We start from the raw sequence: 23,707 nt of genomic DNA on the forward strand, positions 1-23,707 counted from the left end.
GGCTGCTTTGCGGCCTGTTCGCGGGCAATCCCAGTCAAGGCCTTGCCCCGAAAAGAGCCGCAAAGCGCCCCCCCCCCGCGCACAGGTCGATCAGGCAGTACCGATCTCCCCACCATCTTCTCGCTGAATCACCACAGTCGAGGACCGTGGCCGCACTTTGACCCCAGCTGGGGGGATGTCAGTTGCGATTTCGCTGCAGGGCCAGTTATCGGGGTGCGAGATGTTGACGAAAATCGTTTTATTGTCAGGCGTGAACGCGATGCCAGTTACTTCACAGCCGTTAGGCCCAACAAAAAAGCGCCGTAGATCTACCTGGTTCTTGGCATTTACCGGGACCTGCATGCCATGCGTGTCAATCAGATGAGTGGGAATTACTGCCAGTAACTGATCGTTGGTGTATTCGGTGACTGTGCTCTCGCGGCTATCCGTCTCGAACCACAGCACACCGCGACTATCGAATTTCATGCCGTCAGGGCAGGCAAACTGATTGGCCTCGGTCAGGCCCGAACGATTGATGTCAGTCGTGCCCGCCGCATTGGCCCCGAATACGAAAATGTCCCAACTGAAGGTTGGCTGGCCTTCACACTCTCGCCAGCGAATGATCTGGCCGTGGCGGTTGGGGCCGCGAGGGTTGGCTGCGTCGACTTTTTCCGGCGGACGCACCTTGTTATTGGTCAGCGTCACGTAAGCATCGCCATTCAGCGGGTTCACAGCGGTCCATTCCGGCCGGTCCATTGGCGTCGCGCCCACGGCATCACCGGCACCGCGGGTATTGAGCAGGATGCCTGGCAGGTCACCATACAGGGCACCCAAGGTGCTCCCGTCCGTAGTCGCCGTGCCGACGTCCAGCAATAGCCATTCACCCTTGCCGTCAGCATCGAAACGGGCGGCGTACAAACTGCCGCTGTCCAGGTATTTGTCTCCGGTAGCCAGGCGATCAGCCGGGTGGGCATCGTCTGCGTCCCAAAGGGCGTCAGAAACGAATTTGTACAAATATTCATTATTGGAGTCGTCGCCCATGTACCAGACCAGCGGTTTGCCGGCTACAGCCCGGCCGGGGCCGCAGCCTTCATGTCGAAAGCGGCCCATGGCAGTACGTTTCACGGCGCGGGTAGTAGCGCTGAACGGGTCGATCTCGACAATATAACCGTAGGTGCTGGCTTCGTTGCGGTAGTCATCGGTGGCGCTGGGACCGGTCGGGGTAACGTCGAAACGGGCAAACTCGTCATCTACTTCACAAGGGGCACCGGCAGCACTCTCCCAGCTGTATTCACTATTCGTGGCGCGCACCCCAAGGCGTGCCTGATCGCTTGGCAGCGTGGCTTTATTGACGAAATAGCGTGGCCAATTCTCTTCACCGCTCAGGTAAGTGCCCCAGGGGGTGTAGCCGTTGCCGCAGTTGTTATTGGTGCCCCGACAATGAGTGCCTGTGGGCGAAAATCTGGTCTTAACATGGTCGGTGCCACGCAGGGGGCCGGCGAGCTCCATAACTGTGGCGCTTGTAAAGCGGCGGTTGAGCGGGTCGTTCTCAACCACTTGCCAACGGCCAGCGACTTTTTTAACGCGGACCACGCCAGCTCCGTGGGCGTTGATCTCCTTGCGAACTTCCTCGGGCGGGCGGTTTGCAATAGCGTCGGTGGTAGGGCCATTCGGGTGCAAGGCTTGGGGGTCGATGAATTCGAAGTTGATCGCAAGCAGGCCGTCACTGGAGCTGCCGTCGAGGGGAAAAAAGTGCATGCCGTCGTGGTGCATGCCCATCGCATTGGCCTGGTCGACGGATGTGTTGCTGCCATCCTGCCGCCATGGGCGTGATAACTCATTGAGCGGCGTGCCCCAGGGCGCCAGAACATGGGCGGTGTATCCCGGCGGGACGCTGCAACCGTCGGTACGCGAGCCGTTGATGGATTCGAAGCCCAGGGTGGGCGCAGGTCGCACCGTTAGCTCAGGGGCGTCAGGCTGGCGCAGGCAGCTGCCCTTGCCCATGGCGACAACCATGGCGGCAGCTGTGTCGCCGGCAGGGATTCTTTGATTCTTGATCAAACAGGCGTCGGTAACATCGTGTAGGGAAGGATTGCGGCTGGGATTTCTGTCGTGGTTATCAGTGGTGTCTCGGCTCATCCGGGCATTCTCTCGATACGCTTTGTGAGCAACAACGCTAGTGCTCCGGATTGCGGGGTTGAATCAGGAAATCTACCCAGATCGGTCATGGACGACCGGTGTTCGAATCCGGTCGACCACTGAATGGCGGCCTGGTAAATCAGGCCGTGCCGATCTCCCCACCATCATCCCGCTGTATCACCACCGTCGAAGCCCGCGGCCGCACCGTGGCCCCAGCTGGCGTAGCATCGGTAGCCTTGTCGGTATACGGCCAGTTCCCCGGGTGCTGAATGTTCACGAACAAGGTCTTGTTGTCCGGGGTAAACGCAATCCCCGTCACCTCGCAATCATTCGGCCCGACGAAGAAGCGGCGCAGGTCCACCTGGTTCTGCGCGTTCACCGGCACCTGCTTGCCGCTGGCATCCACCAGGTCGGTGGGGATTACCGCCAGCAACTGGTCGTTGGTGTAGTCGGTGAGGGTGGTTTCGCCGTTGTCGGTCTCGAACCACAGCACACCACGGCTATCGAAGCTCATGCCATCCGGGCTGGCGAACTGGTTCAGTTCGGTCAGGCCCGAGCGGTTGATGTCGGCGGTGCCGGCTGCGTTGGCGCCGAACACGAAGATGTCCCAGCTGAAGCTCAGCTGGTCGTCGCTGTCGTGCCAGCGGATGATGTGGCCGTGACGGTTCGGGCCGCGCGGGTTGGCTGCATCGACTTTTTCCGGGGTGCGCGCGCTGTTGTTGGTCAGGGTCAGGTATACGTCGCCATTCAGCGGATTGACTGCGGTCCATTCCGGCCGGTCCATCGGCGTGGCGCCCACGGCATCGCCAGCGCCACGGGTGTTGAGGATGATGCCGGGAAGGTCGCCATACAGCGCGCCGAGGGTGCTGCCGGCGGTGGTGGCGGTGGTCACGTCCAGCAGCAGCCAGACGCCGGTGCCGTCGGCATTGAAGCGGGCCACGTACAGCTTGCCCTGGTCCAGGTATTTGGCACCGGTGGCCAGGCGGTCGGCCGGGCTGGCGTCGGCGGCGTCCCAAACGGCAGTGGATACCCACTTGTACAGGTACTCGTTGTTCGAATCGTCGCCCATGTACCACACCAGCGGCTTGCCGGCGACCGGCAGGCCAGGGCAGCAGCCCTCGTGCCGGAAGCGGCCCATGGCTGTGCGCTTGGTGGCCAAGGTGCTGCTGTTGTACGGGTCGATCTCGACGATGTAGCCGTAGGTGCTGGCTTCGTTACGGTAGTCGTCGGTGGCGCTGGCGCCTTTCACGGTCACGTCGAAACGGGCGAATTCGTCGGCCACTTCGCTGCTGTCACCGGCAGCGCTTTCCCACTTGTACTGGCCGCTGGAAGTGCCCACGCCGATGCGGCGCTGGTCTTCGGGGCGGGTGCCCTTGTTGACGAAGATGCCAGGCCAGTTCTCTTCGCAGGTCAGGTAGGTGCCCCACGGGGTGTAGCCGTTGCCGCAGTTGTTGTTGGTGCCACGGCAGTGGGTGCCGGCGCTGGAGTACTTGGTCTTGACGTGCTCGGTGCCACGCAGCGGGCCGGTGATCTCCATGCGCGAGGCGGTGGTGAAGCGGCGGTTGAGCGGGTCGTTGTCGACTACCTGCCAGCGGCCGCCGACTTTCTGCAGGCGCACCACGCCAGCGCCGTGGGCGTTGATTTCCTTGCGTACTTCTTCCACCGGGCGCTTACCGTTGACATCGGTGGTGGGGCCGGCCGGGTGCAAGGCGGCGGCGTCGATGTATTCGAAGTTGATCGCCAGCAGGCCGTCTTCCGAGCTGCCGTTGATAGGGAAGAAATGCATGCCGTCATGGTGCATGCCCATGGCGTTGGCCTGGTCGGTGGAGGTGTTGCTGCCGTCGGACTTCCATGGGCTGCCATTGCTGTTGATCGGTGTGCCCCACGGGGCCAGCACATAGGCGCTGTAGCCGGCGGCAACGACGCAGGCGTCGGTGCGCGAGCCGGGGATGGACTGGAAGCCCAGCGCCAGCTTCGGCACTTCCGGCTCGGTGACTGGCGGCTCGGTCACCGGTGGTTCGGTGACCGGATCATCATGATCGGAGCCACCACCGTCGAAGCAGCCTGTCAGGCCGGTACCGGCAATCATGGCGATGGCGGCGCCCAGGCTGCCGCGCATCACGCTACGGCGGCTCAGGTAGGCGTCCATGACGTTGGCCATCGGCAGGTTGCCGCTTTGGTTCCGGTCCAGGTTGTCGCCGGTATCTCGACTCATCAGGGTGTCCTTGTTGTGGCTGAGTTGGAGGAAACCGCGACTTTAGAGCGCTAGTGTGATGATTCATTGGCAGAAATGTTAACGAGCTTTTAAAACTACCGGTTCTTAGATCCGTGGCCTACAGACCAATTTGGAATTGCTGTCGGATTTCTGCCATCAAACTGTAATGCCAACGCCGCAACATCCGGAGCCCTGAATGAGCGTGGATAAGGATGGCGGGTTCGATGGCAAGCAGTGTGCACAGGCGCGAAGTGATTGGCTGGATGGGTGTCGGTGCCCTGGCACCGCTGCTTGGCGCCTGTTCCGCCTTGCCTGGGCAGCAGGACGGTCACGCCCACCTCGACCTGCTGTATGTGGCCGATACCCTTGATGCCCGCCAGCCTGGCCAGGCTGTGGTGCCGGCCACCCGCCTGGGGCCGGTCAGCCACCTGGGCCGTGCGCCGTGGATGACCGGCAGCAGCGCCAGCGTCGCCTACCCACAACTGGCACCCTTGCTCGATGCCGGCCAGGCAGCGTCTGCCCAACTGGGCGGTTATGCGGTGCTGGCCGCGTTGCTGGAGCAATTGCGCGGCGAGGCGGGGGCAGGCAACAGCCTGACCCTGGAGAACGGGCAGGGCTGGAACGGCAGTGGCCTGGCCTACCTGACCCAAGGCGAAAGCGGGGTGCAGGGCAGCCAGCTGCTGGGCAGCGAGGTGCGGGTCAGCAGCGACGAACGCGTGCTGTGGCCACAACGCAGCCCCGGCCTGTATCGCCAGGCTGGCCCCATCACCCTGGGCGCCGGGCTGGCAGATGCGCAACGCCAGGCGCTGGGTGTAGAAACCTTGCACATCTTCGAGCGCGGCGGCGCCCGTATTGCCGTGGTCGGTGTCACCGACCCTTACGCACAGGACCAGAAAGCCTCCCTGAAACAGTGGTACCAGTCGCTGCAGCCGGTGTTCGAACAGGCCCGGCGCGAGGCCGACCTGGTAGTGGCCATGGCTGATGTCGGTACCGGCCCCGGCCTGTGGCTGGCCGAGCGGGTAGCACAGATCGACGTCCTGCTGTGCGCCCGTGGTCAGGACTTGTGGCCGGCACCGGTGGCGGTCACCCAGGCCAGCGGGCGCCGTGTGCCGGTGCTGTTCGCCGGCTGCCGGGGCAGTGGCGCGTTCCGCCTGCGCTGTCAGCGCGTCGCTGGGCTATGGCAGTTCGACGGGCGTTTCTTCCCGGCTTTCGAACAACAGCTGGCACCTGCCGCCCTGTTACGTGTCGGGCAATTGCAGGCGAAATTACGGCAACAACGGGCCGGCCACGCGGCCTGGCTCGACCAGCCTTTGGCCCGTGCGCCGCAGGCCTTGTGGCGCCGCGATACCCGTGGCGGCAGCTGGGACCGCTTGCTGCATCAAGCCTTGGCTGACGACAGCAGCATGCCCGTCTTGCTGCCGGGCCTGCGTTATGACTATCCGCTGCCGGCAGGGGCAAGCATCACCCGCGAACACCTGATAAGTCTGACCGGTGGCTACCCGGCACCTGTAGTCGAAGCGCCGGCCCGGCAGGTGGAACAAGTACTGGAAAACGCCGCAGAGCAACTGTTCGGCGACCCGCTGCTGCTGGACAACAGCCAGGACCTGCCACGCTGGCAGGGCCAGGCCTGGCATGTCAGTTACAGCCCGCAAGGCAAGCGCATCACCGGCCTGGAACCGGTACAAGGGCTGTGCCGCACATTTGGCCTGCAGTTCGAAACCCAGGCCGGCGAACCGCTTTGGCAGCGGGTCGAGGCCTGGCTGGCTCGGCAGCCTGGCGACTGGCAACTGGCCGCCCTGCAACTGCCCGACGTGCGTTACGTGCAGGGCCACCCGGGCTGGCATCCACGGCAGTTGGCCTCGTGATAGTTGCCTCGCGCCTGTTCACCGGCGCTGGCCTGGCCCTGGCCGGCTGGCTGGCCGCCCAATGCGTGCTGCAACTGAGCCGCCAGCCGCAGCCGGCCACGGCGCCAGCAAGGGTGAACAGCCCGCTAGCGGGGCTGATGGTCGGTCACTGGCAGGTGCCGGTCGACGACGGCAGCATCGCCATTACCCGCCTGCCGCTGCACTACCTCGGTGGCCTCAAGGCTCACCCCCTGAGCTCCAGCGTGGTGGTGCTGCGGTATGGCGAGCAGGTGCGCACCCTGGCCCGCGGCCAGCGCCTGGCGCCAGGAATCGTGCTGCAGGACATCGATGGCGATGGCCTGATCTTCAACAACCAGGGGCGGCGTGAACGCCTGCCCTGGCCGCCACGCCCTGCCGTGACCGGCTTCAAGCGCCAAGGATGAACGATGCCTGTTAGATACTGCATGGCGGCTGCGCTGAGCCTGGCCCTGGTCCTGGCCGTGCCGGGGGTGAGTGCCGAGGAGCCTACGTTCGATGAAAACGGCACGCCGATGTACGAGGTGAACTTCGTCGACACCGAACTCGGCGAGTTCATCGACAGCGTGTCGCGCATCACCGGCACTACCTTCATCGTCGACCCGCGGGTCAAAGGCAAGGTCACCGTGCGCACGGTCGACCTGCACGACGCCGATGCCATCTACGACATCTTCCTGGCGCAACTGCGCGCCCAGGGCTATGCCGCCGTCGACCTGCCCAACGGCAGCGTGAAGATCGTCCCTGACCAGGTCGCGCGGCTGGAGCCGGTGCCGGTGGAGACCGGCGCAGGGCAGGGCGCGGGCAGCGACAGTGTGGCCACCCGGGTTTTCAATGTACGCAATGCCGCCAGCGAACAGGTGCTGGGCATCCTCAAGCCGCTGATCGACCCGCGGGTGGGCGTGATCACGCCCTACCCGGCGGCGCACCAGTTGGTGGTCACCGACTGGCGCAGCAACCTTGACCGCATTGCCAGCCTGCTGCATCAGCTGGAACGCCCCAGCGAAGCCGCCGGCACCCGTACCCAGGTCATCTACCTGCGCCACGCCAATGCCGGTGAAGTGGTCAAGGTGCTGCGCGGGCTCAGCCAGGAAGGCGCGGTGCCCGGCGAAGGCGCGGCCAATGGCGGTGGCGAAGGCCAGGGCAAGGACCAGCCGCTGGCGGTGGCCAGTGACTCGGGTATCCGCCTGGAGTACGAAGAAGGCACCAATGCCGTGGTCATGGTCGGCCCGGACAGCGAGCTGGCTGCCTACCGCGATATCGTCGAGCAACTGGATATCCGCCGTGCCCAGGTGGTGGTCGAGGCGATCATTGCCGAGGTATCGGACAGCAGCGCCCAGGAGCTCGGTGTGCAATGGCTGTTCGCCGATGAAAAGTTCGGCGCCGGCATCGTCAACTTCGGCAGCAACGGGGTGAACATCGCCAACATCGCCGGGGCTGCCGCCAGTGGTGACAGCGAGGCGCTGGGCGACCTGCTGTCGACCACTGCCGGCGCCACGGCAGGTATTGGTCACTTTGGCGGCGGCTTCAACTTCGCCATGCTGGTCAATGCGCTAAAGGGCAAAAGCGGCTTCAACCTGCTGTCCACGCCCACCTTGCTGACCCTGGACAACGCCGAGGCGTCGATCCTGGTCGGTCAGGAAGTGCCTTTTGTCACGGGCTCGGTAACCCAGAACAACGCCAACCCGTACCAGACCATCGAGCGCAAGGAAGTCGGGGTGAAGCTGCGCATCAAGCCGCAGATCAACATCGACAACAGCGTGCGCCTGGACATCGTCCAGGAGGTGTCATCGATTGCCGAATCCAGCGCCGCCAGCGACGTGATCACCAACAAGCGCGAGATCAAGACCAAGGTCATGGTCGAGGACAATGGCCTGGTGATCCTCGGTGGCCTGATCAGCGACGAGCTGAGCACCAGCAATCAGCGTGTGCCCTTGCTCGGCGATATTCCTTACCTGGGCCGGCTGTTCCGCTCCGATGCCAGCAAGAACACCAAGCAGAATCTGATGGTGTTCATCCGCCCGCGCATCCTGCGGGACGGGCCGAGCCTGGCCGGGCTGAGTGAAGACAAGTACCGCAGCTTGCAGCAGACCACGCCGCTGCAACTGCCGGACCTGGCACAAGGGACGCCGTTGCTGCAGGTGTTTCCCTCCAGCCGCGCGCGCCTGGAAGGCGGTGACTGGTGATGCTGCCGTATCGCCAGGCGCGCCACAGTGGGGTAGCCATGGCCCCGACCGAGCAGGGCTGGCAGCTGTGGCTGCGCCCTGATGCCGACAGTGCCCAGTTGCAGGAGCTGCTGCGCGTGCATGGCCAGCCCTGCGCGCTCGAATACCTGGAGCCGGCTGCCTTCGACGAGCGCCTCGGGCAGCTGTATCAGGGCGGCGATGCGGCCACAGCAGCCTTGATCGAGGGCATTGGCGACCAAGTCGACCTGGCCAGCCTGATGAGCGAGATGCCGCGTATCGAAGACCTGCTGGAAAGCGACGACGAAGCCCCGGTGATCCGCCTGATCAACGGCCTGTTCGGCCAGGCCCTGCGCCTGCGTGCTTCGGACATCCATATAGAAACCTTCGAACAAAGCCTGGTGGTACGCCTGCGAGTCGATGGCCACCTGCGCGAAGTGCTGCGCCCGCCGCGTGCGCTGTCGGCCATGCTGGTGTCGCGGATCAAAGTCATGGCGCGCCTGGATATCGCCGAAAAGCGCCAGCCCCAGGACGGTCGCATCACCTTGCGCGCGGCAGGGCGCGAGGTGGATGTGCGGGTTTCGACCTTGCCCGGTATCCACGGCGAGCGGGTGGTGATGCGCGTGCTGGACAAGCAGGCCAGCCTGCTGGCGCTGAGCAACCTGGGCATGCCGGCGGCTGTGCTGCAGGGCCTGCGGAGCTGCCTGGCGCGCCCCAATGGCATCGTGCTGTCCACCGGCCCGACCGGTTCGGGCAAGACCACCACGCTGTACGCCAGCCTCAACAGCCTCAATGACGGCAGCCGTAATATCCTCACGGTCGAGGACCCGGTGGAATACGCCATCGCCGGGATTGGCCAGACCGCCATCAACCCGCGCGCCGGGCTGACCTTCGCCAGCGGCCTGCGGGCCATCCTGCGCCAGGACCCGGACGTGATCATGCTCGGCGAAATCCGCGACCAGGAAACCGCGCAGATCGCCGTGCAAGCCAGCCTCACCGGCCACCTGGTGCTGTCCACCCTGCACACCAACAGTGCCGTGGGCGCGGTGACCCGCCTGCGCGACATGGGTATCGAACCGTTCCTGATCGCCTCATGTCTGCGCGGGGTACTGGCCCAGCGCCTGGTGCGGCGCTTGTGCAGCTGCGCCGTGGCCCACCCGCTGCAGCCTGCCGAGCGGGAGCTGTGGCCAGAGCTGGCAGCGCTGGGCAGCAGCTACCATGCGGTTGGCTGCGAGCAGTGCCAGGGCAGTGGTTATGTCGGGCGCCTGGGCTTGTACGAATTCATCGAACTGGACGCCGGGCTGGTTGGCCTGCTGTACGCCGGTGCCAGTGAGCTGGCCATGCAGGATTACCTGACCGACCGCCGCCAGAGCCTGGTGGCGATGGCCAGCGACTGCCTGGCGCGCGGTGAGACCAGCCTGGCCGAAGTGCTACGCGCGGTGCAGGGCTGAGCCATGCCGACCTATCGCTACCAGGCCGTCGACCTCGCCGGCAAACCCCACAAGGCCAGCCTGCAGGCCGACAGTGAACGCCATGCGCGCCAGTTGTTGCGCGAGCAGGGCCTGTTTGCCCGGCAGTTGCAGCGCCATGAGTCCGGCACCCGGCCACCCCGCCGTCAGCGTCTTGGCCGGGCCCAGCTGTGCGAGCTGACGCGTCAGCTGGCCACTCTGACCGGTGCCGGCATCCCCTTGGTGGATGCCTTGGCCACACTTGAGCGCCAGTTGCGTCAGCCGGCCCTGCACAGTGTGCTGGTGGCGCTGCGGGGTTCGCTGGCCGAAGGCCTCGGCCTGGCCCGCAGCCTGGCGCGCCAGGGTGCACCGTTTACCGGCCTGTACTGCGCATTGGTCGAGGCAGGCGAACGTTCCGGGCGCCTTGCCCAGGTACTGACCCGCCTGGCCGATCACCTGGAACAGGTACAACGCCAGCAGCACAAGGCGCGAACCGCGTTGATCTACCCCACGGTGCTGATGGGCGTATCGCTGGCCGTGGTGGTCGGCCTGATGACCTTCGTGGTGCCCAAGCTCACCGAGCAGTTCGCCCATGCCGGGCAGAGCCTGCCGCTGATTACCTCGCTGCTGATCGGCCTGAGCCAGGGGCTGGTGCACGCCGGGCCCTGGTTGCTGGGGCTGGCGCTGATGCTCGGCGTGCTGGGCGGCTGGTTATTGCGCAAGCCGCACTGGTGCCTGCGCCGCGACCAGCTGCTGCTGCGCCTGCCACGCATCGGCAGCCTGTTGCAGGTGCTGGAAAGCGCACGCCTGGCGCGCAGCCTGGCGATTCTCAGTGGCAGCGGCGTGGCCTTGCTCGAAGCCTTGCAAGTGGCGACCGAAACCGTCGGCAACCGGCGCATCCGCCTGGCCATGGAGCAGGTGCGCCAGCAGGTGCAGGGCGGCACCAGCCTGCACCGTGCGCTGGATGCCAGCCAGCAATTCCCGCCGCTGCTGGTGAACATGGTCGGCAGTGGCGAGGCCAGCGGCACCCTGGCCGACATGCTCGAGCGCGTGGCCGACGACCAGGAGCGCGGTTTTGCCCGCCAGGTCGATACCGCCATGGCGCTGTTCGAACCCCTGATGATTCTGGTGATGGGCGCCGTGGTGCTGTTCATCGTGCTGGCGGTGCTGCTGCCGATCATGCAACTCAACCAGGGCCTGCAACTGTGAACACAAGGAGTATTGCCATGCAGCATCGACGTAATCGCCAGCGCGGGTTCACCCTCATGGAAATCATGGTGGTGATCTTCATCATCGGCCTGCTGATCGCCGTGGTCGCCCCCAGCGTGCTGGGCAACCAGGACAAGGCCATGAAGCAGAAGGTGCTGGCCGACCTGGCCACGCTGGAGCAGGCGCTGGACATGTACCGGCTGGACAACCTGCGCTTCCCCAGCAGCGAACAGGGCCTGGCCGCGCTGGTGAAAAAGCCGGCCCAGGAGCCGTTGCCACGGGCCTGGCGCAGTGACGGCTATGTGCGCCGCCTGCCGGCAGATCCGTGGGGCACCCCTTACCAGTACCGCATGCCTGGCGAACATGGGCGGGTGGATGTCTACTCGCTGGGCGCTGACGGGCTGCCGGGCGGCGAAGGGCAGGATGCCGACCTGGGTAACTGGGCGCTGTAACGGGTGCGCCGTCAGCGTGGCTTCAGCCTGATCGAGTTGCTGGTAGTGCTGGCCATTGCCGGGTTGATGACCGGGCTGGCAGTGGCCGGGCTTGGCGGCCAGGCCGGTGTCGACCAGGCCCTGCAACGGCTGGCTGCGGAAATCCGCAGCCAGGCTGCGCTTGCCCGGCATGCCGGGCAATTGCGCGGGCTGCGCTGGAATGACCAGCGCCCCGAGTTCGTGCTGCGCGAGGGCAATGGCTGGGTGGTGGCAGCAACTGCCCTCGGCGATTGGCCCAAGGGCCTGCAACCGGACTGGCCCGCCAGCCCACAGCCGCGCCTGCTGTTCACGCCACACGGCTGGTCGCAGCCGGGCAGCGTGTACTGGCGCTGGGCCGATGGCAGCCAGCAGTGGGCATGGAGCCGGGCCGACGGCCTGCGGGTAGCACCATGAAGCAGGCACAGCGCGGTTTCACCCTGCTGGAAGTGACCGTGGCCCTGGCAATTGCCGCCGTGCTGGCGGTGATCACCAGCCAGGTGCTGCGCCAACGCCTGATGGTGCAGGACAACCTGCAGCAACACCGCCTGGGCCTGCTGTGCGCGCGGGAGCTGCAAACCCGCTTCGCCGTCGAGCAGTACTGGCCCGCCGCCAATCAGGTCGGCGGCGAACTTGGCCAGGGCGGCCAGTTGTGCCATTGGCAAATGCAACTGCGGCGCACCGGCGTGCGCGACTTGCGCCGTGGCGAGCTGCAGCTGTACGCCGACCGCGACCAGCGCCTGCCGCTGGGCCAATACACCGTGTTCCTGGAGCGCCCATGAAAAATTCGCCAATCCTCCGCGGTTCCGGTAGGAGCAGCCTTGTGCTGCGAAGAGGCCAGTGTGCCCAATGGACTTCTGTCAGTCGGTCGGACCTCTTCGCAGCACAAGGCTGCTCCTGCAAGGGCTCAGTGCAAGCATCAAATCCGAGAATCAACCCATGAAACACCGCCAGGCCGGCCTGACCCTGATCGAACTGATGGTCGCCCTGGCCCTGACCGCCTTGCTCGGCATCATGCTCGCCGCGCTGGTCAACGGGTGGCTCAAGGTACGTGAACGCCTGCAAGTGACTACCCAGGAAACCTCGGTGCTGGATTTCTGCCTGGCCCTGGAGCGCCGTTTCGACAGCCCGGTGCTGCGCCGCGTCTATGAGCAGCGCCTGCCCCAGACCAGCCGCTGGCTGGACTGGCAACCGGCAAGCAAGCAATTGCTGTGGGTCGCTACTACCGGCCTGCCCGAGGCCGAAGGCGGCTCGCGCCTGCAACGTCAGCGCCTGCGCCTGGACGCCCGCGAGCAGCGCCTGCTGCTGGAAAGCTCGGCCGACCTGTACGCCGCCACGGCCCCACACTGGGTACGACGCGAGCGGCTGGAGCGGGTCAGCGCCATGAATGTCCTGTATTACCAGGGCGGCCGCTGGCTGGCCTGGCCTTCCGATCAACCCGCGCACCCCGGGCGTGGCGTGCGTGTGGAACTGCAGCGTGACGGAGCACCCTATGTCTGCACTTTCGCCCTCCCTTGGGGGCGCTCATGAAGTTTGAATGGCGGCGGCATGCACCGCCACAGCCTTGGCTGTTGCTGCGCCCGGGCCCGGTCTGGCACTGGGCACTGGTTGCGGGCAGTAACGTGCAAGATGAAGGGCAGGGCGAGCCGCCGGCGAACCTCCAGGCTCGCGTGGCATTGATCCTGCCTGCCGAGGCCAGCAGCCGTTTCCGGGTGCCGGCGCCACCCGGGCTCAAGCGCGAAGAGTGGCCGTTGTTGCTCGAAGACCGCCTGCTGCAGGCCACCGAGGAGGTCGCCTGCGCCTGCCTGGCCCGTGAGCCTGGGCACCTTCGCCTGCTGGTGGTCGCGCGTCAGCAACTGGAAGACTGGCGTGGGCAGTGTGCCGCATGGGGCTTGCAGGTCGAGCGCTGCTGGGCAGAGTTGCAACTGCTGCCCACGCCTGAGCCGGGTAGCGCCTGGCAATGGCAGCGCACACCTGGTGTGTCGTTGTACAAAGGGCTGGCCGAGGACGGGCAGGAGCACTGGCTGGCATGGCCGCAAGTGCTGGGTGACGTGCCGCGGCAGCCGTGGGCGCAGCTACAGACGGTGGCGCTGAGCGGCAATTGGCCAAGCACATTCGCAGTGCTGGAAAAACTGCCCGGCCTGTTCGAACGCACCTACAGGACGCAAGCGTTGCCGCTGGCGTCGCGGCAACAACGACGTCTGCTCGCCGCCTGCCTGGTGCTGGCCGCTGTATGGAGCGGCCTGTGGCTGAACCAGCAATGGCGTCAGGCGCAACTCTGGCGCAGCCAGGTTATTGCGGTAACCGGCGAGCAGGCCAGCCCGCGGCATGCCGCGCAAGCCCTCAAACGCCTGCGCGAAAGCGAACTGCAACAGCAACTGCACAGCCGCCAGCTGCACGGCCTGCAATCGGCATTGCAGGCGTGGCTGCGCAGCCACCCCGACTGGCGTCTGCTGGCGGTGCGCTTTGATGGCCAGCGCTGGCACCTGCACCTGGAGGGCGAGGGCAGTGCGCCGCCTTGGCAGGACATGGCCAGCGCTGCCGGCGCCTCCGTGCAGGTGAACGGTGGGCAGGTGGTGTTCGATCTGGGAGCGACCTCATGAACCGCGAATGGCTGCAACGTCATCGATTGGCCTTCGCCTGGGTACTGATAGCCCTGTTGCTGGCCTTCCTGGCCCTGCGCGCAGGTGTTGCGCAATGGCGAGAGCTCAGCCAGTGGCGCGCTTTGGCCGAGCAGGCTGCCGGCCTGAAGGGCGGGCCTGGGTTGAACCTGGAGCGGCTTCGCCAATCGGCCCAGGCACGGGGGATTGAACTGGCTGAGGTGGATGCGCAGGGCAGCACCTGGAAACTGCGCGGCCAGGTGGTCGATGGACGCGAGCTGGAAGGCTGGTTGCAGATGTTGCGAGCAGAGGGCCTACAGCCCTTGCAATGGGGCATGGAGCGAGAGGGCAAGGGGTTGGGTTTTGATCTGGTGGTTCAACCATGAGGCGTCGGGCAGCGGCATGGGTTGTGCTGGTCTTCGTGTTGACGCTGCTGGTCGAACTGCCGGCCAGCTGGGTGGCGCGTGCGTTTGGCCTGCCCATGCGTGATGTCAGTGGCAGCCTGTGGCTAGGCGAGGCGCAACAGATGGGGGTGGTCGGCCCCTTGCGCTGGGCGGTGCAGCCTTGGCGCTTGCAGGCGAACCTGCAGTTGGGCTTTCAGGGCCAAACCTGGCAGTTGCGCGCCGAAGGCTGGCCGTGGCGCTGGCAGTTGCAGGCAGTGCCAATGGGTGCCCAGGCTACGGCGTTCACGGACTACCGCCTGGCTGGCCAGTGGCAGGGGACGATACGGCTGGAGGGGGGAGGGCGCCAATGTAGAGCCAGCGAGGGCCGCTTGACGGTCACCGACCTTGCACTGAGCGCCCCGTGGTCGCTGGGTTTGGGCGAGGGCTGGCTGGAAATCGACTGCGCCAGCGGCTGGCGCCTGCGTGGGCATCTGACACAACAGAGCCAGCATCAATTGACCCTGGAGGCCGACCTGCAACAGCGCCAGGCGCAGGTAGTGTTCGAATTGCAGCCCGAGGCGGCGCTGACGCCGTTGTTGCGTGGTGCACAGTGGCTCGGACCGCAAGCGTTGGCAGGGCAGCGAAACCTTCACTGGTAGGCAACTGATGTACGGATTTCGACCTGCAGAGCCTGCTGCAGGTCGCTAGGTCAGGGCCGAATCTCGATCAACGTCCCATCGCGCACCAGTTCCCACACTTCCTGCATGTCGCGGTTGCGCATGGCAATGCAGCCGTCCGTCCAGTCCAGGGTATGGAAGTACCATTCCGGGTATTCATCGTTCAGCGGCGTGCCATGGATCATGATCATGCTGCCGGCACTCACCCCTTCACGGGTGGCGCGGGCTGCATCGCTGATGTTCGGGTAATTGATGTGCATGGCCAGGTTGAAACGGTCGCTTTGCTTGCGCCAGTCCAGCCAGTACAGGCCTTCGGGGGTTTTCTTGTCGCCTTCTCGTTCCTTGGCACCCTTGGGCTGCTTGCCCAGCGAGATACGGTAGGTTTTCAGCGGCTCGCCACGGCTGATCAACTGCAGGCGGCGTTCGGACTTGATCACCAGTACCTTGTCGATCAGCGGTTGCATGGCCTGCTGCGAAGGCGACGGAGTTTGCGCTGCCGGCAGGGGCTTGCGGACGATGGTCTCGGTGAAGGCCGCCTGGGACACCGAGGTAACGCAAAGGCAGAAAAAGGCAAGCAACCAGCGCATGTAACGTATCCCTGAAGGGTTCTAGGTGGTGGTCGGGACGGTCATCGGCGGCAGGTATTCATGGCCTATGGGGTAGTGCTGCCCGATGCGGTCGCGATAGTAGCATTCTAGTGTGAGAGTGACGGTGCGGAAAGCCAGCTCGCTCCACGGTATCTCGTGCTCTTCGAACAGCTGCACCTCCAGGCTTTCGACACCGACCGCAAAATCAAGGTCCGCCAGTTCGGCGCGGAAGAACACATGCACCTGGTTGATGTGCGGCAGGTCGAACAGCCGGTACAGGCTCAGCGGCCCGACCCTGGCGCAGGCTTCCTCTACGGTTTCGCGACGGGCGGCCTGGTCGAGGGTTTCGCCGTTCTCCATGAAACCGGCGGGCAAGGTCCAGTAGCCTCGGCGCGGCTCGATGGCACGCCGACACAGCAGTACCCGGCTGCCCCAGGTCGGCAGCACGCCGGCGACGATGTTGGGGTTCTGGTAGTGGATGGTCTGGCAATGGTCGCAGACATACCGCAGGCGGCTGTCGCCCTCGGGGATCCGCTGAGTGACCGGCTGGCCACACGCGCTGCAGAATTTCATAGGGGGGTCCTTTTGCTCAAGGCTATCTTGGCGTGCCTGCCGGGCCGTCGCAAGTGCGCGGGGCTTGGGTGCTTCGCGGCTTTGGTGCATCATGCAAGACAGGCCTTGGATACGAGCGTGCGCAATGCTGGACGAGCTACTTCGCCGAATGAGCAACCACCAACCCGCGTCACTGGAAACCGACCGACGGTTTCCGGAAGCGGCGGTCCTTTTGCCCATTACTCGCAGCGAAGCGCCCGAACTGGTCTTGACACTGCGCGCCAAGGGCCTGTCCACCCACGGTGGTGAAGTGGCTTTTCCCGGTGGTCGTCGCGACCCCGAAGACCCAGACCTGGTATTCACTGCGCTGCGCGAAGCCGAAGAAGAAATCGGCTTGCCGCCCGGCCTGGTCGAAGTGCTGGGCCCGCTCAGCCCGCTGATATCGCTGCATGGTCTGAAAGTGACGCCATTCGTCGGGGTAATCCCGGACTTTGTCGAATACCGCGCCAACGACGCCGAGATCGCGGCAGTATTCACCGTGCCGCTCGAATTCTTCCGCCAGGACCCGCGTGACCATACCCACCGTATCGACTACCAGGGGCGTAGCTGGTACGTGCCCAGCTATCGTTACGGCGAATACAAGATCTGGGGGCTGTCGGCGATCATGATCGTCGAGCTGGTCAACCTGCTGTTCGATGCCGGCATCAGCCTGCACCAGCCGCCCGAGCGTTATATCGAAATCTGAGCGGGGCCAACCCTGCCAACTGTGTCCTAGCCTGAGGAACCTTCATGAAATACCGCCTGGGCGACCTGCGGGTCGAGTGTCACCCCACCAGTTGGGCCGCCCCTAACGCCACGTTGATCGGCAACGTTCGCCTGCATGCTGATGCCAGCGTGTGGTTTGGCGCGGTGCTGCGCGGGGACAACGAGCTGATCGACATCGGCGAGGGCAGCAATGTCCAGGATGGCACGGTGATGCACACCGACATGGGCTCGCCGCTCACCTTGGGGAAAGGGGTGACCGTTGGCCACAACGCCATGCTGCATGGCTGCACGGTGGGCGACTACAGCCTGGTCGGCATCAATGCGGTGATCCTCAACGGCGCGCGCATTGGCAGGCATTGCATCATCGGCGCCAATGCGCTGATCGCAGAGGGCAAGGAAATTCCTGATGGTTCGCTGGTCATGGGCTCGCCGGGAAAGGTGGTGCGTGAGCTGACCGAGCAGCAGATGCGCATGCTCGAAGCCAGCGCTGCGCATTACGTGCACAATGCCCGGCGTTATGCGCAGGAGTTGGTGGTTGATGATGAGTGAAGTTGCAGAGCGGCCGGTGGCCTCGCCGTGTGTGAGCATCTGTGCGCTGGATGAGCAGGATATCTGTACCGGGTGCCAGCGTACCGTGGCCGAAATTGGCCGCTGGGGTCGGATGGACAACGACGAGCGCCGGGTGGTGCTGAAACGCTGCCATGAAAGGGCAGTGGAGGCCGGCCTGATTATCGGAGGCTGAACACAGTGCTGGCTTCATCGCCGGCAAGCCAGCTCCCACAGGTAGTCCATGTGGCCTGAGGTTTTGCACGATCACTGTGGGAGCTGGCTTGCCGGCGATAGGGCCAGTGCAGGTAACACACCTGCTTGATCAAGCTGCCATTGACCTGAAAATCAAGTAATCTGTGCCGCTTGCCCGACGGTCACTGCCCATGTTCTATCTCATTGCCTATATCAGCAGCGTAGTGCTGATCAACTTCGCGTTCTCCAGCGCCCCGCACCTGGACATCATCTGGTCTGCCTGGGGCGGCCTGGTGTTTATCCTGCGTGACATGGTGCAGACCCGCTTCGGCCATGGCGCGCTGGTCGCGATGCTGGTGGCCCTGGTGCTGTCCTATGTGACCTCGGAGCCGGCCATCGCCCTGGCCAGTGCCACTGCGTTCTTCATTTCCGAGCTGATCGACTGGCTGGTGTTCAGCATCACCCGCCGGCCACTGCGCGACCGCCTGTGGCTGAGTTCGGCGCTGAGTATTCCGGTGGACACGTTCATCTTCTTCGGCATGATCGGCGCCCTGACCCCTGCGGTGATCGGCACCGCCATGGCCTCGAAATTCGCCGGTGTCACTGCCGTGTGGCTGGCCATGGCATTTCGCGCCCGGCGGGCTGCCGTGGCCGGTTGATGGTGTAGAATAGCGGTCCTTTTTCAGCGGGCAGTGCCACGCCTGGTACGGCCCCGGATGCCTTCGAGGACCTGAAATGACCCGTATCGGAACCCCCTTGTCGCCCACCGCGACCCGTGTACTGCTCTGCGGCTGTGGCGAGCTGGGCAAGGAAGTGGTGATCGAGTTGCAGCGCCTGGGCGTCGAAGTGATCGCCGTCGACCGCTACGCCAATGCCCCGGCAATGCAAGTGGCGCACCGCAGCCACGTGGTCAACATGCTTGATGGCGTTGCCCTGCGCGCGGTGATCGAGGCCGAGAAGCCGCACTATATCGTCCCGGAAATCGAAGCCATCGCCACCGCCACCCTGGTGGAGCTGGAAAACGAAGGTTTCAACGTGGTGCCGACCGCCCGCGCCACCCAGCTGACCATGAACCGTGAAGGCATCCGCCGCCTGGCCGCCGAAGAGCTGGATCTGCCGACCTCGCCGTACCACTTTGCCGACACCTTCGAAGACTACGCCAAGGCCGTGGCCGATGTCGGCTACCCCTGCGTGGTCAAGCCGGTGATGAGCTCGTCGGGCAAGGGCCAGAGCCTGCTGCGCAGCGATGCCGACCTGCAGACGTCGTGGGACTACGCCCAGGAAGGCGGTCGCGCCGGCAAAGGCCGGGTGATCGTCGAAGGCTTTATCGACTTCGAATACGAAATCACCTTGCTGACCGTACGCCACGTCGGTGGTACTACGTTCCTCGAGCCGGTTGGTCATCGTCAGGAGAAGGGCGACTATCAGGAGTCGTGGCAGCCGCAGGCCATGAGCCCCAAGGCGCTGGCCGAGTCGCAGCGCGTGGCCAAGGCGGTCACCGATGCGCTGGGTGGTCGCGGCCTGTTTGGCGTGGAACTGTTCGTCAAAGGCGACCAGGTATGGTTCAGCGAAGTGTCACCGCGCCCGCATGACACTGGTCTGGTAACCCTGATTTCCCAGGACCTGTCGCAATTCGCCCTGCATGCCCGCGCCATTCTTGGCCTGCCGATCCCGGTCGTGCGTCAGTTCGGCCCATCGGCGTCGGCGGTGATCTTGCCGGAAGGCCAGTCGCAGCAAACCAGCTTTGCCAACCTGGGCGCAGCGCTGAGCGAGCCGGATACCGCCATTCGCCTGTTCGGCAAGCCGGAAATCAACGGCACCCGGCGCATGGGCGTGTGCCTGGCGCGTGACGAATCGGTCGAAGCCGCGCGGGCCAAGGCGACCCGGGCAGCGCAGGCGGTCAAAGTCGAGTTCTGAGCCGGGACCCAAGGGGCCGCTTTGCGGCCCTTTCGCCGGCAAGCCAGCTCCCACAGGGTCTCCACAAGGCCCTAGGGCTGTATATCCCTGTGGGAGCTGGCTTGCCGGCGATGGGCTGCAAAGCAGCCCCGGCTTTCTCAAAGCTCGGTATTGCGGGTCTCTTTCAGGCACAGCACGGCAATCAGGCTGATCACCGCCGCCGCCGACACATAACCCCCCACCCAGCTCAACCCACCCATGCTCACCAGCTTCTGGGCAAAGAACGGCGCCGCCGAGGCCCCGACGATGCCGCCCAGGTTATACGCCGCCGAAGCCCCGGTATACCGCACGTGAGTCGGGAACAGCTCAGGCAGCAGTGCGCCCATCGGCGCAAAAGTCACGCCCATCAGGAACAGCTCGATGGCCAGGAACAGCGCCACGCCGGTAGTCGACCCCGAGGTCAGCAACGGCTCCATGGTAAAGCCCGATGCCACCGCCAGCACGCCGCCGACGATCAGTACCGGCTTGCGCCCGTAACGGTCGCTGAGCCAGGCCGACAGCGGCGTAGCCAAGGCCATGAAGACCACCGCAAAGCACAGCAGGCCAAGGAATGTTTCGCGGCTGTAGCCCAGCGTGGTCACGCCATAGCTCAGCGAGAACACCGTGGAGATGTAGAACAGCGCATAGCACACCACCATGGCTGCAGCGCCCAGCAGGGTTGGCCGCCAATGCTTGGCGAACAGCTCCACCACCGGCATTTTCACCCGCTCCTGGCGCGCAACGGCAGTGGCGAACACCGGGCTTTCTTCGAGCTTCAGGCGCACGTACAGCCCCACCAGTACCAGCGCGGCGCTGAGCAGGAACGGAATGCGCCAGCCCCAGTCACGGAATTGTTCATCGCTGAGGGTAAGGGCCAGGGTCAGGAACAGACCGTTGGCGGCCAGAAACCCGATCGAAGGGCCCAGCTGCGGGAACATGCCGAACCAGGCGCGCTTGCCTTCCGGGGCGTTCTCGGTAGCCAGCAAAGCCGCGCCGCCCCATTCGCCGCCCAGGCCCAGGCCTTGGCCAAAGCGCAGCAGGCAGAGGATGATCGGCGCCCAGACGCCGATGCTGTCATAGCCCGGCAGCACGCCGATGGCGGTGGTCGACACACCCATCAGCAGCAGCGAGGCGACCAGGGTCGACTTGCGACCGATACGGTCACCAAAGTGGCCGAACAACGCCGAGCCCAGCGGCCGGGCAAGGAAGGCGATGCCGAAGGTAAGGAAGGCCGCCAGCATCTGCGCGGTACCCGACCCGGACGGGAAGAACACCGGGCCGATTACCAAGGCAGCGGCAGTGGCATACACGTAGAAATCGTAGAACTCGATGGCGGTGCCGATGAAGCTTGCGGTGGCTACCCGCGCGGGCGAGTTGACCGGCGCGGCAGGGGCTTGGGCATAGGTGCTGCTTGTCATTAAGTAGGTCCCTAACAGTCTGGTCCGGCTCCATGGGCATGGCTCGCGCGGTGTGCCAGGCAAAGGGCAGGCATGTCGCGCGGGCGCCGGAGCGTTTTGTTGTTGTGTGCGCCCGACTGACGATAGCCCAAGGGGGGTAGGGGCGGGGCGGGCACTGTTCGGGGTATTGAAGCAGGACCGCAGGGCGTGTCAGTGGAGCGGACTGGCCGTGTAACGCCGGGTGCGGGTAGCAGGCGTGGCGGCGGGGCTGGGTAAGCGTGACCGGAGTATAGCTATCGGGTCACGGTCCACACCAGTACCTTGCTGGCACAATTGTCCTCTGTTTCGAGGATTTCCAGGCGATAGCGGCCGATCTTCAGGCAAACGGCGCTTTCGGGGATGCTTTCCAGCGCTTCGGTCACCAGCCCGTTGAGGGTTTTTGGCCCGCCATCGCTAGGCAGATGCCAGCCAAGGCTGCGATTGAGCTCGCGCAGCGAGGCGGTGCCGTCGATCACGAAGGTGCCATCGGGCTGTGGGTGCACGTGCGGGTTTCCCAGGCTTTGCTCGTCCTCGAACTCGCCCACGATCTCTTCGAGGATGTCTTCCAGGGTGACAATGCCCTGCACTTCGCCGTACTCGTCCACCACCACGCCCAGGCGCCGCTGCTGCTTGTGGAAGTTCAGCAACTGCATCTGCAAGGGCGTGCTCTCTGGCACGAAATAAGGCTCGTAGCAGGCGCCGTGCAGTGCCTCAAGGGTCAGCTCGGCCTTGGGCAGCAGGTGGCTGATCAACTTGGTGTTGAGGATCGCTTCGACCTGGTTGATATCGTTGTGGTAGACGGGCAAGCGGGTGTGGCGGCTGACGATAAGTTGCTCGATGATGCGTTCCATCGGCTCGTCGAGGTTGATGCCGTCCACTTCGTTGCGTGGCACCAGGATGTCGTTGACGGTGACCTTGTCCAGTGACTGCAGGCCGTCGAGCAGGCCGTGGCGCGGCGCCTCGTGCGCTTCATCTTCATCCGTGTCGTCGTCTTCCTGCGCGTGCAGGGCAACTGCTGTCGGCTGTGCACGGAAGGGGCGCAGGATCAGCTTCGCGCAGCCGTCGAGCAGGCAGGCAAAGGGTTGCAGCAGTGTCAGCGGCGCTTTCAGCAGGCTGACACCGAGGCTGACAAGTGCCTGCGGGTTGCGCCTGGCCAGGCGCCGGGGCAGAAATTCGGCGAAAACCAGCAATACCAGGGCGGCGCCCAGGCCGGCCAGCCAGAAACCGTGTTCACCGCTGTAGCGCTGCCCGATCAGGCACGCCAGGCCCAGCACCAGCAACTTGCCCAGGCTGGCGCAAAGCACCAGCGCCTGGGCTGGCAGTGGTGGTTGACCGTCATCGCCGTTGCGCAGCGAGCCATTGAGTTGCAGGCGGGCGGCATCCACGGCGGTGAACAGCGCTGCCCACAGCAGCGCCAGTGCCAAGGTGCCCAATAGCGTTGCGTACGGCAAGGTGTCCATGGGCGGCCGTCAGATATGCAGAATGAATTCGCGAACCAGCTTGCTGCCGAAATAGGCCAGCATCAGCAGGCAGAAACCGGCCAGGGTCCAGCGGATCGCCTTGTGGCCACGCCAGCCCAGGCGGGTGCGGCCCCACAGCAGCACGCTGAACACCACCCAGGCGACACAGGCCAGCAAAGTCTTGTGCACCAGGTGCTGGGCGAACAGGTTGTCAAGGAACAGCCAGCCCGAGATCAGCGACAGCGACAGCAGGCACCAGCCGGCCCAGAGGAAGCCGAACAGCAGGCTTTCCATGGTTTGCAGCGGCGGGAAGTTGCGAATCAGCCCGGACGGGTGCTTGTTCTTCAGCTGACGGTCCTGCAGCAGCAACAGCAGCGACTGGAACACGGCGATGGTGAACAGCCCGTAGGCCAGGATCGACAACAGGATATGCGCCAGGATGCCCGGCTCCTCGTTGATCAGCGGCACCGTGCCGGGGGGCGCGAACTGCGCCAGCAGCGCCGTCACCGCGCCCAGCGGGAACAGCAGCACCAGCAGGTTTTCCACCGGTATGCGCATGCAGGCCAGCAGGGTCAGGGCGATGACGGCCACGGCGATAAGGCTGGCAGCGCTGAAGAAGTCCAGGCTCAGGCCCAGCGGGGTGATCAGCTGGAAGAACAGCGCGCCGGCCTGGGCGAGCACCGCGACGGCACCCAGCAGGGCAAGCAGGCGTTTGTCGGCCTTGCGACCCTGGGCCAGGTGCAGGCCCTGGTAGACGGCTGCAGCTATATAGAGGCCGGCGGCGATCAGGTTGGGGATGAGGCTGGGTGAGGAGACCATAAGTCCTGGTTGACGAGCCTTAAAGAGACGGAGTTTGGCATAGATCCCGCCGCTCTAGGAAGACTGGCAGGCCGCGTAACGGCATTCGCGGGTGAACCCGCTCCCACAGGTACCGCGCAAGCCACAAGTGTAGTGAAGATCCTGTGGGTGGGGGTTCACCCGCGAACAGGCAGGCACAGCCACCGAATATCTCCCAAGGTGTGCGCCGCCGCCGCACTTCGCTATAATCGCCGCC

At 64.9% G+C, this 23,707-nt stretch carries 24 protein-coding genes; 17 read left to right on the forward strand and 7 right to left on the reverse strand.

Annotated elements, in window-relative coordinates:
• Positions 1-90: 90 nt before the first annotated feature.
• Both AC5O5R_RS05010 and AC5O5R_RS05015 read right to left on the reverse strand, forming a co-directional pair.
• Positions 91-2,118 carry a PhoX family protein gene (locus tag AC5O5R_RS05010; protein ID WP_172222326.1) on the reverse strand — a complete coding sequence of 676 codons (2,028 nt, stop codon included), beginning with the start codon at positions 2,116-2,118 and terminating at the stop codon, positions 91-93.
• A 139-nt stretch (positions 2,119-2,257) separates the two neighbouring features.
• A complete protein-coding gene (locus AC5O5R_RS05015; RefSeq protein WP_172222321.1) occupies positions 2,258-4,333 on the reverse strand; it encodes a PhoX family protein in 2,076 nt (691 codons plus the stop codon).
• 224 nt (positions 4,334-4,557) lie between these two features.
• On the opposite strand from AC5O5R_RS05015, the gene AC5O5R_RS05020 reads away from it, so the two are divergent.
• The 12 genes from AC5O5R_RS05020 (at position 4,558) to AC5O5R_RS05075 (ending at position 15,159) form a co-directional block, all read left to right on the forward strand.
• Positions 4,558-6,198 (forward strand): bifunctional UDP-sugar hydrolase/5'-nucleotidase, encoded by a 1,641-nt coding sequence (locus AC5O5R_RS05020; RefSeq protein WP_172222316.1) that lies wholly within the window; start codon positions 4,558-4,560, stop codon positions 6,196-6,198.
• Positions 6,195-6,620, forward strand: coding sequence for a pilus assembly protein PilZ (locus AC5O5R_RS05025; protein ID WP_172222313.1), 426 nt, complete (start codon positions 6,195-6,197; stop codon positions 6,618-6,620). The genes AC5O5R_RS05020 and AC5O5R_RS05025 overlap by 4 nt, the downstream gene beginning before the upstream one ends.
• Positions 6,621-6,641: 21 nt before the next feature.
• On the forward strand, positions 6,642-8,396 hold the full coding sequence (gene gspD / locus AC5O5R_RS05030) for a type II secretion system secretin GspD (protein ID WP_172222335.1): 1,755 nt from the start codon (positions 6,642-6,644) through the stop codon (positions 8,394-8,396).
• Positions 8,396-9,844 (forward strand): GspE/PulE family protein, encoded by a 1,449-nt coding sequence (locus tag AC5O5R_RS05035; RefSeq protein WP_172222340.1) that lies wholly within the window; start codon positions 8,396-8,398, stop codon positions 9,842-9,844. Before gspD ends, AC5O5R_RS05035 begins: the two co-directional genes overlap by 1 nt.
• Positions 9,845-9,847: 3 nt before the next feature.
• The gene (gene gspF / locus AC5O5R_RS05040; protein ID WP_172222308.1) at positions 9,848-11,050 is read left to right on the forward strand and encodes a type II secretion system inner membrane protein GspF; all 1,203 of its coding nucleotides are present in this window, start codon (positions 9,848-9,850) and stop codon (positions 11,048-11,050) included.
• Between the two features lie 17 nt (positions 11,051-11,067).
• On the forward strand, positions 11,068-11,502 hold the full coding sequence (gspG, locus tag AC5O5R_RS05045) for a type II secretion system major pseudopilin GspG (protein WP_172222304.1): 435 nt from the start codon (positions 11,068-11,070) through the stop codon (positions 11,500-11,502).
• 3 nt (positions 11,503-11,505) lie between these two features.
• Positions 11,506-11,934, forward strand: coding sequence for a type II secretion system minor pseudopilin GspH (gene gspH, locus AC5O5R_RS05050; protein WP_172222300.1), 429 nt, complete (start codon positions 11,506-11,508; stop codon positions 11,932-11,934).
• Positions 11,931-12,299, forward strand: coding sequence for a type II secretion system protein GspI (locus tag AC5O5R_RS05055; protein WP_172222297.1), 369 nt, complete (start codon positions 11,931-11,933; stop codon positions 12,297-12,299). The genes gspH and AC5O5R_RS05055 overlap by 4 nt, the downstream gene beginning before the upstream one ends.
• A 157-nt stretch (positions 12,300-12,456) precedes the next feature.
• Positions 12,457-13,047, forward strand: coding sequence for a type II secretion system protein (locus AC5O5R_RS05060; RefSeq protein ID WP_172222276.1), 591 nt, complete (start codon positions 12,457-12,459; stop codon positions 13,045-13,047).
• Positions 13,044-14,120: a GspL/Epsl periplasmic domain-containing protein gene (locus AC5O5R_RS05065; RefSeq protein ID WP_172222272.1), complete on the forward strand. Its 1,077-nt coding sequence runs from the start codon at positions 13,044-13,046 to the stop codon at positions 14,118-14,120. Before AC5O5R_RS05060 ends, AC5O5R_RS05065 begins: the two co-directional genes overlap by 4 nt.
• Positions 14,117-14,503 carry a type II secretion system protein GspM gene (gspM, locus tag AC5O5R_RS05070; protein ID WP_172222268.1) on the forward strand — a complete coding sequence of 129 codons (387 nt, stop codon included), beginning with the start codon at positions 14,117-14,119 and terminating at the stop codon, positions 14,501-14,503. The genes AC5O5R_RS05065 and gspM overlap by 4 nt, the downstream gene beginning before the upstream one ends.
• The gene (locus AC5O5R_RS05075; RefSeq protein ID WP_494512156.1) at positions 14,500-15,159 is read left to right on the forward strand and encodes a hypothetical protein; all 660 of its coding nucleotides are present in this window, start codon (positions 14,500-14,502) and stop codon (positions 15,157-15,159) included. Before gspM ends, AC5O5R_RS05075 begins: the two co-directional genes overlap by 4 nt.
• A 50-nt stretch (positions 15,160-15,209) precedes the next feature.
• Here the strand turns inward: AC5O5R_RS05075 and AC5O5R_RS05080 are convergent, their stop codons facing one another.
• Together AC5O5R_RS05080 and AC5O5R_RS05085 are read right to left on the reverse strand one after the other, a co-directional pair.
• Positions 15,210-15,764 (reverse strand): L,D-transpeptidase family protein, encoded by a 555-nt coding sequence (locus tag AC5O5R_RS05080; RefSeq protein ID WP_172222260.1) that lies wholly within the window; start codon positions 15,762-15,764, stop codon positions 15,210-15,212.
• Between the two features lie 21 nt (positions 15,765-15,785).
• A complete protein-coding gene (locus AC5O5R_RS05085; protein ID WP_494512157.1) occupies positions 15,786-16,337 on the reverse strand; it encodes an NUDIX hydrolase in 552 nt (183 codons plus the stop codon).
• Positions 16,338-16,461: 124 nt separating this feature from the next.
• On the opposite strand from AC5O5R_RS05085, the gene AC5O5R_RS05090 reads away from it, so the two are divergent.
• From AC5O5R_RS05090 to purT, 5 genes are all read left to right on the forward strand, one after another.
• Positions 16,462-17,061 carry a CoA pyrophosphatase gene (locus tag AC5O5R_RS05090; RefSeq protein ID WP_172222253.1) on the forward strand — a complete coding sequence of 200 codons (600 nt, stop codon included), beginning with the start codon at positions 16,462-16,464 and terminating at the stop codon, positions 17,059-17,061.
• A gap of 44 nt (positions 17,062-17,105) precedes the next feature.
• Positions 17,106-17,630 (forward strand): gamma carbonic anhydrase family protein, encoded by a 525-nt coding sequence (locus AC5O5R_RS05095; RefSeq protein ID WP_172286729.1) that lies wholly within the window; start codon positions 17,106-17,108, stop codon positions 17,628-17,630.
• Complete coding sequence (locus AC5O5R_RS05100) at positions 17,620-17,823, forward strand: DUF1289 domain-containing protein (protein WP_172222246.1); 204 nt, start codon at positions 17,620-17,622, stop codon at positions 17,821-17,823. The genes AC5O5R_RS05095 and AC5O5R_RS05100 overlap by 11 nt, the downstream gene beginning before the upstream one ends.
• Before the next feature lie 190 nt (positions 17,824-18,013).
• The gene (locus AC5O5R_RS05105) at positions 18,014-18,481 is read left to right on the forward strand and encodes a 7-cyano-7-deazaguanine/7-aminomethyl-7-deazaguanine transporter (RefSeq protein ID WP_172222237.1); all 468 of its coding nucleotides are present in this window, start codon (positions 18,014-18,016) and stop codon (positions 18,479-18,481) included.
• Positions 18,482-18,557: 76 nt separating this feature from the next.
• Entirely contained in the window at positions 18,558-19,739 is a 1,182-nt protein-coding gene (gene purT / locus AC5O5R_RS05110; protein WP_172222234.1) for a formate-dependent phosphoribosylglycinamide formyltransferase, read from the forward strand.
• Between the two features lie 137 nt (positions 19,740-19,876).
• Here the strand turns inward: purT and AC5O5R_RS05115 are convergent, their stop codons facing one another.
• The 3 genes from AC5O5R_RS05115 to AC5O5R_RS05125 all read right to left on the reverse strand — a co-directional run bounded on the left by AC5O5R_RS05115 (position 19,877) and on the right by AC5O5R_RS05125 (position 23,472).
• Positions 19,877-21,175, reverse strand: coding sequence for an MFS transporter (locus tag AC5O5R_RS05115; RefSeq protein WP_172222229.1), 1,299 nt, complete (start codon positions 21,173-21,175; stop codon positions 19,877-19,879).
• A 272-nt stretch (positions 21,176-21,447) separates the two neighbouring features.
• Positions 21,448-22,653, reverse strand: a complete 1,206-nt coding sequence (locus tag AC5O5R_RS05120; RefSeq protein ID WP_494515022.1) for a transporter associated domain-containing protein — start codon at positions 22,651-22,653, stop codon at positions 21,448-21,450.
• Between the two features lie 9 nt (positions 22,654-22,662).
• Positions 22,663-23,472 carry a cytochrome C assembly family protein gene (locus AC5O5R_RS05125; RefSeq protein ID WP_172222201.1) on the reverse strand — a complete coding sequence of 270 codons (810 nt, stop codon included), beginning with the start codon at positions 23,470-23,472 and terminating at the stop codon, positions 22,663-22,665.
• Positions 23,473-23,707: the final 235 nt, after the last annotated feature.

The organism is Pseudomonas sp. 8_5_2 (genome assembly GCF_059295255.1).

Bases quoted from the DNA above. Each gene is read 5' to 3' on its own strand.
- AC5O5R_RS05010 (WP_172222326.1), bottom strand. From the start codon at position 2,118: ATGAGCCGAGACACCACTGATAACCACGACAGAAATCCCAGCCGCAAT.
- AC5O5R_RS05015 (WP_172222321.1), bottom strand. From the start codon at position 4,333: ATGAGTCGAGATACCGGCGACAACCTGGACCGGAACCAAAGCGGCAAC.
- AC5O5R_RS05020 (WP_172222316.1), top strand. From the start codon at position 4,558: ATGGCAAGCAGTGTGCACAGGCGCGAAGTGATTGGCTGGATGGGTGTC.
- gspD (WP_172222335.1), top strand. From the start codon at position 6,642: ATGGCGGCTGCGCTGAGCCTGGCCCTGGTCCTGGCCGTGCCGGGGGTG.
- AC5O5R_RS05035 (WP_172222340.1), top strand. From the start codon at position 8,396: ATGCTGCCGTATCGCCAGGCGCGCCACAGTGGGGTAGCCATGGCCCCG.
- gspF (WP_172222308.1), top strand. From the start codon at position 9,848: ATGCCGACCTATCGCTACCAGGCCGTCGACCTCGCCGGCAAACCCCAC.
- gspG (WP_172222304.1), top strand. From the start codon at position 11,068: ATGCAGCATCGACGTAATCGCCAGCGCGGGTTCACCCTCATGGAAATC.
- AC5O5R_RS05055 (WP_172222297.1), top strand. From the start codon at position 11,931: ATGAAGCAGGCACAGCGCGGTTTCACCCTGCTGGAAGTGACCGTGGCC.
- AC5O5R_RS05060 (WP_172222276.1), top strand. From the start codon at position 12,457: ATGAAACACCGCCAGGCCGGCCTGACCCTGATCGAACTGATGGTCGCC.
- AC5O5R_RS05065 (WP_172222272.1), top strand. From the start codon at position 13,044: ATGAAGTTTGAATGGCGGCGGCATGCACCGCCACAGCCTTGGCTGTTG.
- gspM (WP_172222268.1), top strand. From the start codon at position 14,117: ATGAACCGCGAATGGCTGCAACGTCATCGATTGGCCTTCGCCTGGGTA.
- AC5O5R_RS05075 (WP_494512156.1), top strand. From the start codon at position 14,500: ATGAGGCGTCGGGCAGCGGCATGGGTTGTGCTGGTCTTCGTGTTGACG.
- AC5O5R_RS05080 (WP_172222260.1), bottom strand. From the start codon at position 15,764: ATGCGCTGGTTGCTTGCCTTTTTCTGCCTTTGCGTTACCTCGGTGTCC.
- AC5O5R_RS05085 (WP_494512157.1), bottom strand. From the start codon at position 16,337: ATGAAATTCTGCAGCGCGTGTGGCCAGCCGGTCACTCAGCGGATCCCC.
- AC5O5R_RS05090 (WP_172222253.1), top strand. From the start codon at position 16,462: ATGCTGGACGAGCTACTTCGCCGAATGAGCAACCACCAACCCGCGTCA.
- AC5O5R_RS05095 (WP_172286729.1), top strand. From the start codon at position 17,106: ATGAAATACCGCCTGGGCGACCTGCGGGTCGAGTGTCACCCCACCAGT.
- AC5O5R_RS05100 (WP_172222246.1), top strand. From the start codon at position 17,620: ATGATGAGTGAAGTTGCAGAGCGGCCGGTGGCCTCGCCGTGTGTGAGC.
- AC5O5R_RS05105 (WP_172222237.1), top strand. From the start codon at position 18,014: ATGTTCTATCTCATTGCCTATATCAGCAGCGTAGTGCTGATCAACTTC.
- purT (WP_172222234.1), top strand. From the start codon at position 18,558: ATGACCCGTATCGGAACCCCCTTGTCGCCCACCGCGACCCGTGTACTG.
- AC5O5R_RS05115 (WP_172222229.1), bottom strand. From the start codon at position 21,175: ATGACAAGCAGCACCTATGCCCAAGCCCCTGCCGCGCCGGTCAACTCG.
- AC5O5R_RS05120 (WP_494515022.1), bottom strand. From the start codon at position 22,653: ATGGACACCTTGCCGTACGCAACGCTATTGGGCACCTTGGCACTGGCG.
- AC5O5R_RS05125 (WP_172222201.1), bottom strand. From the start codon at position 23,472: ATGGTCTCCTCACCCAGCCTCATCCCCAACCTGATCGCCGCCGGCCTC.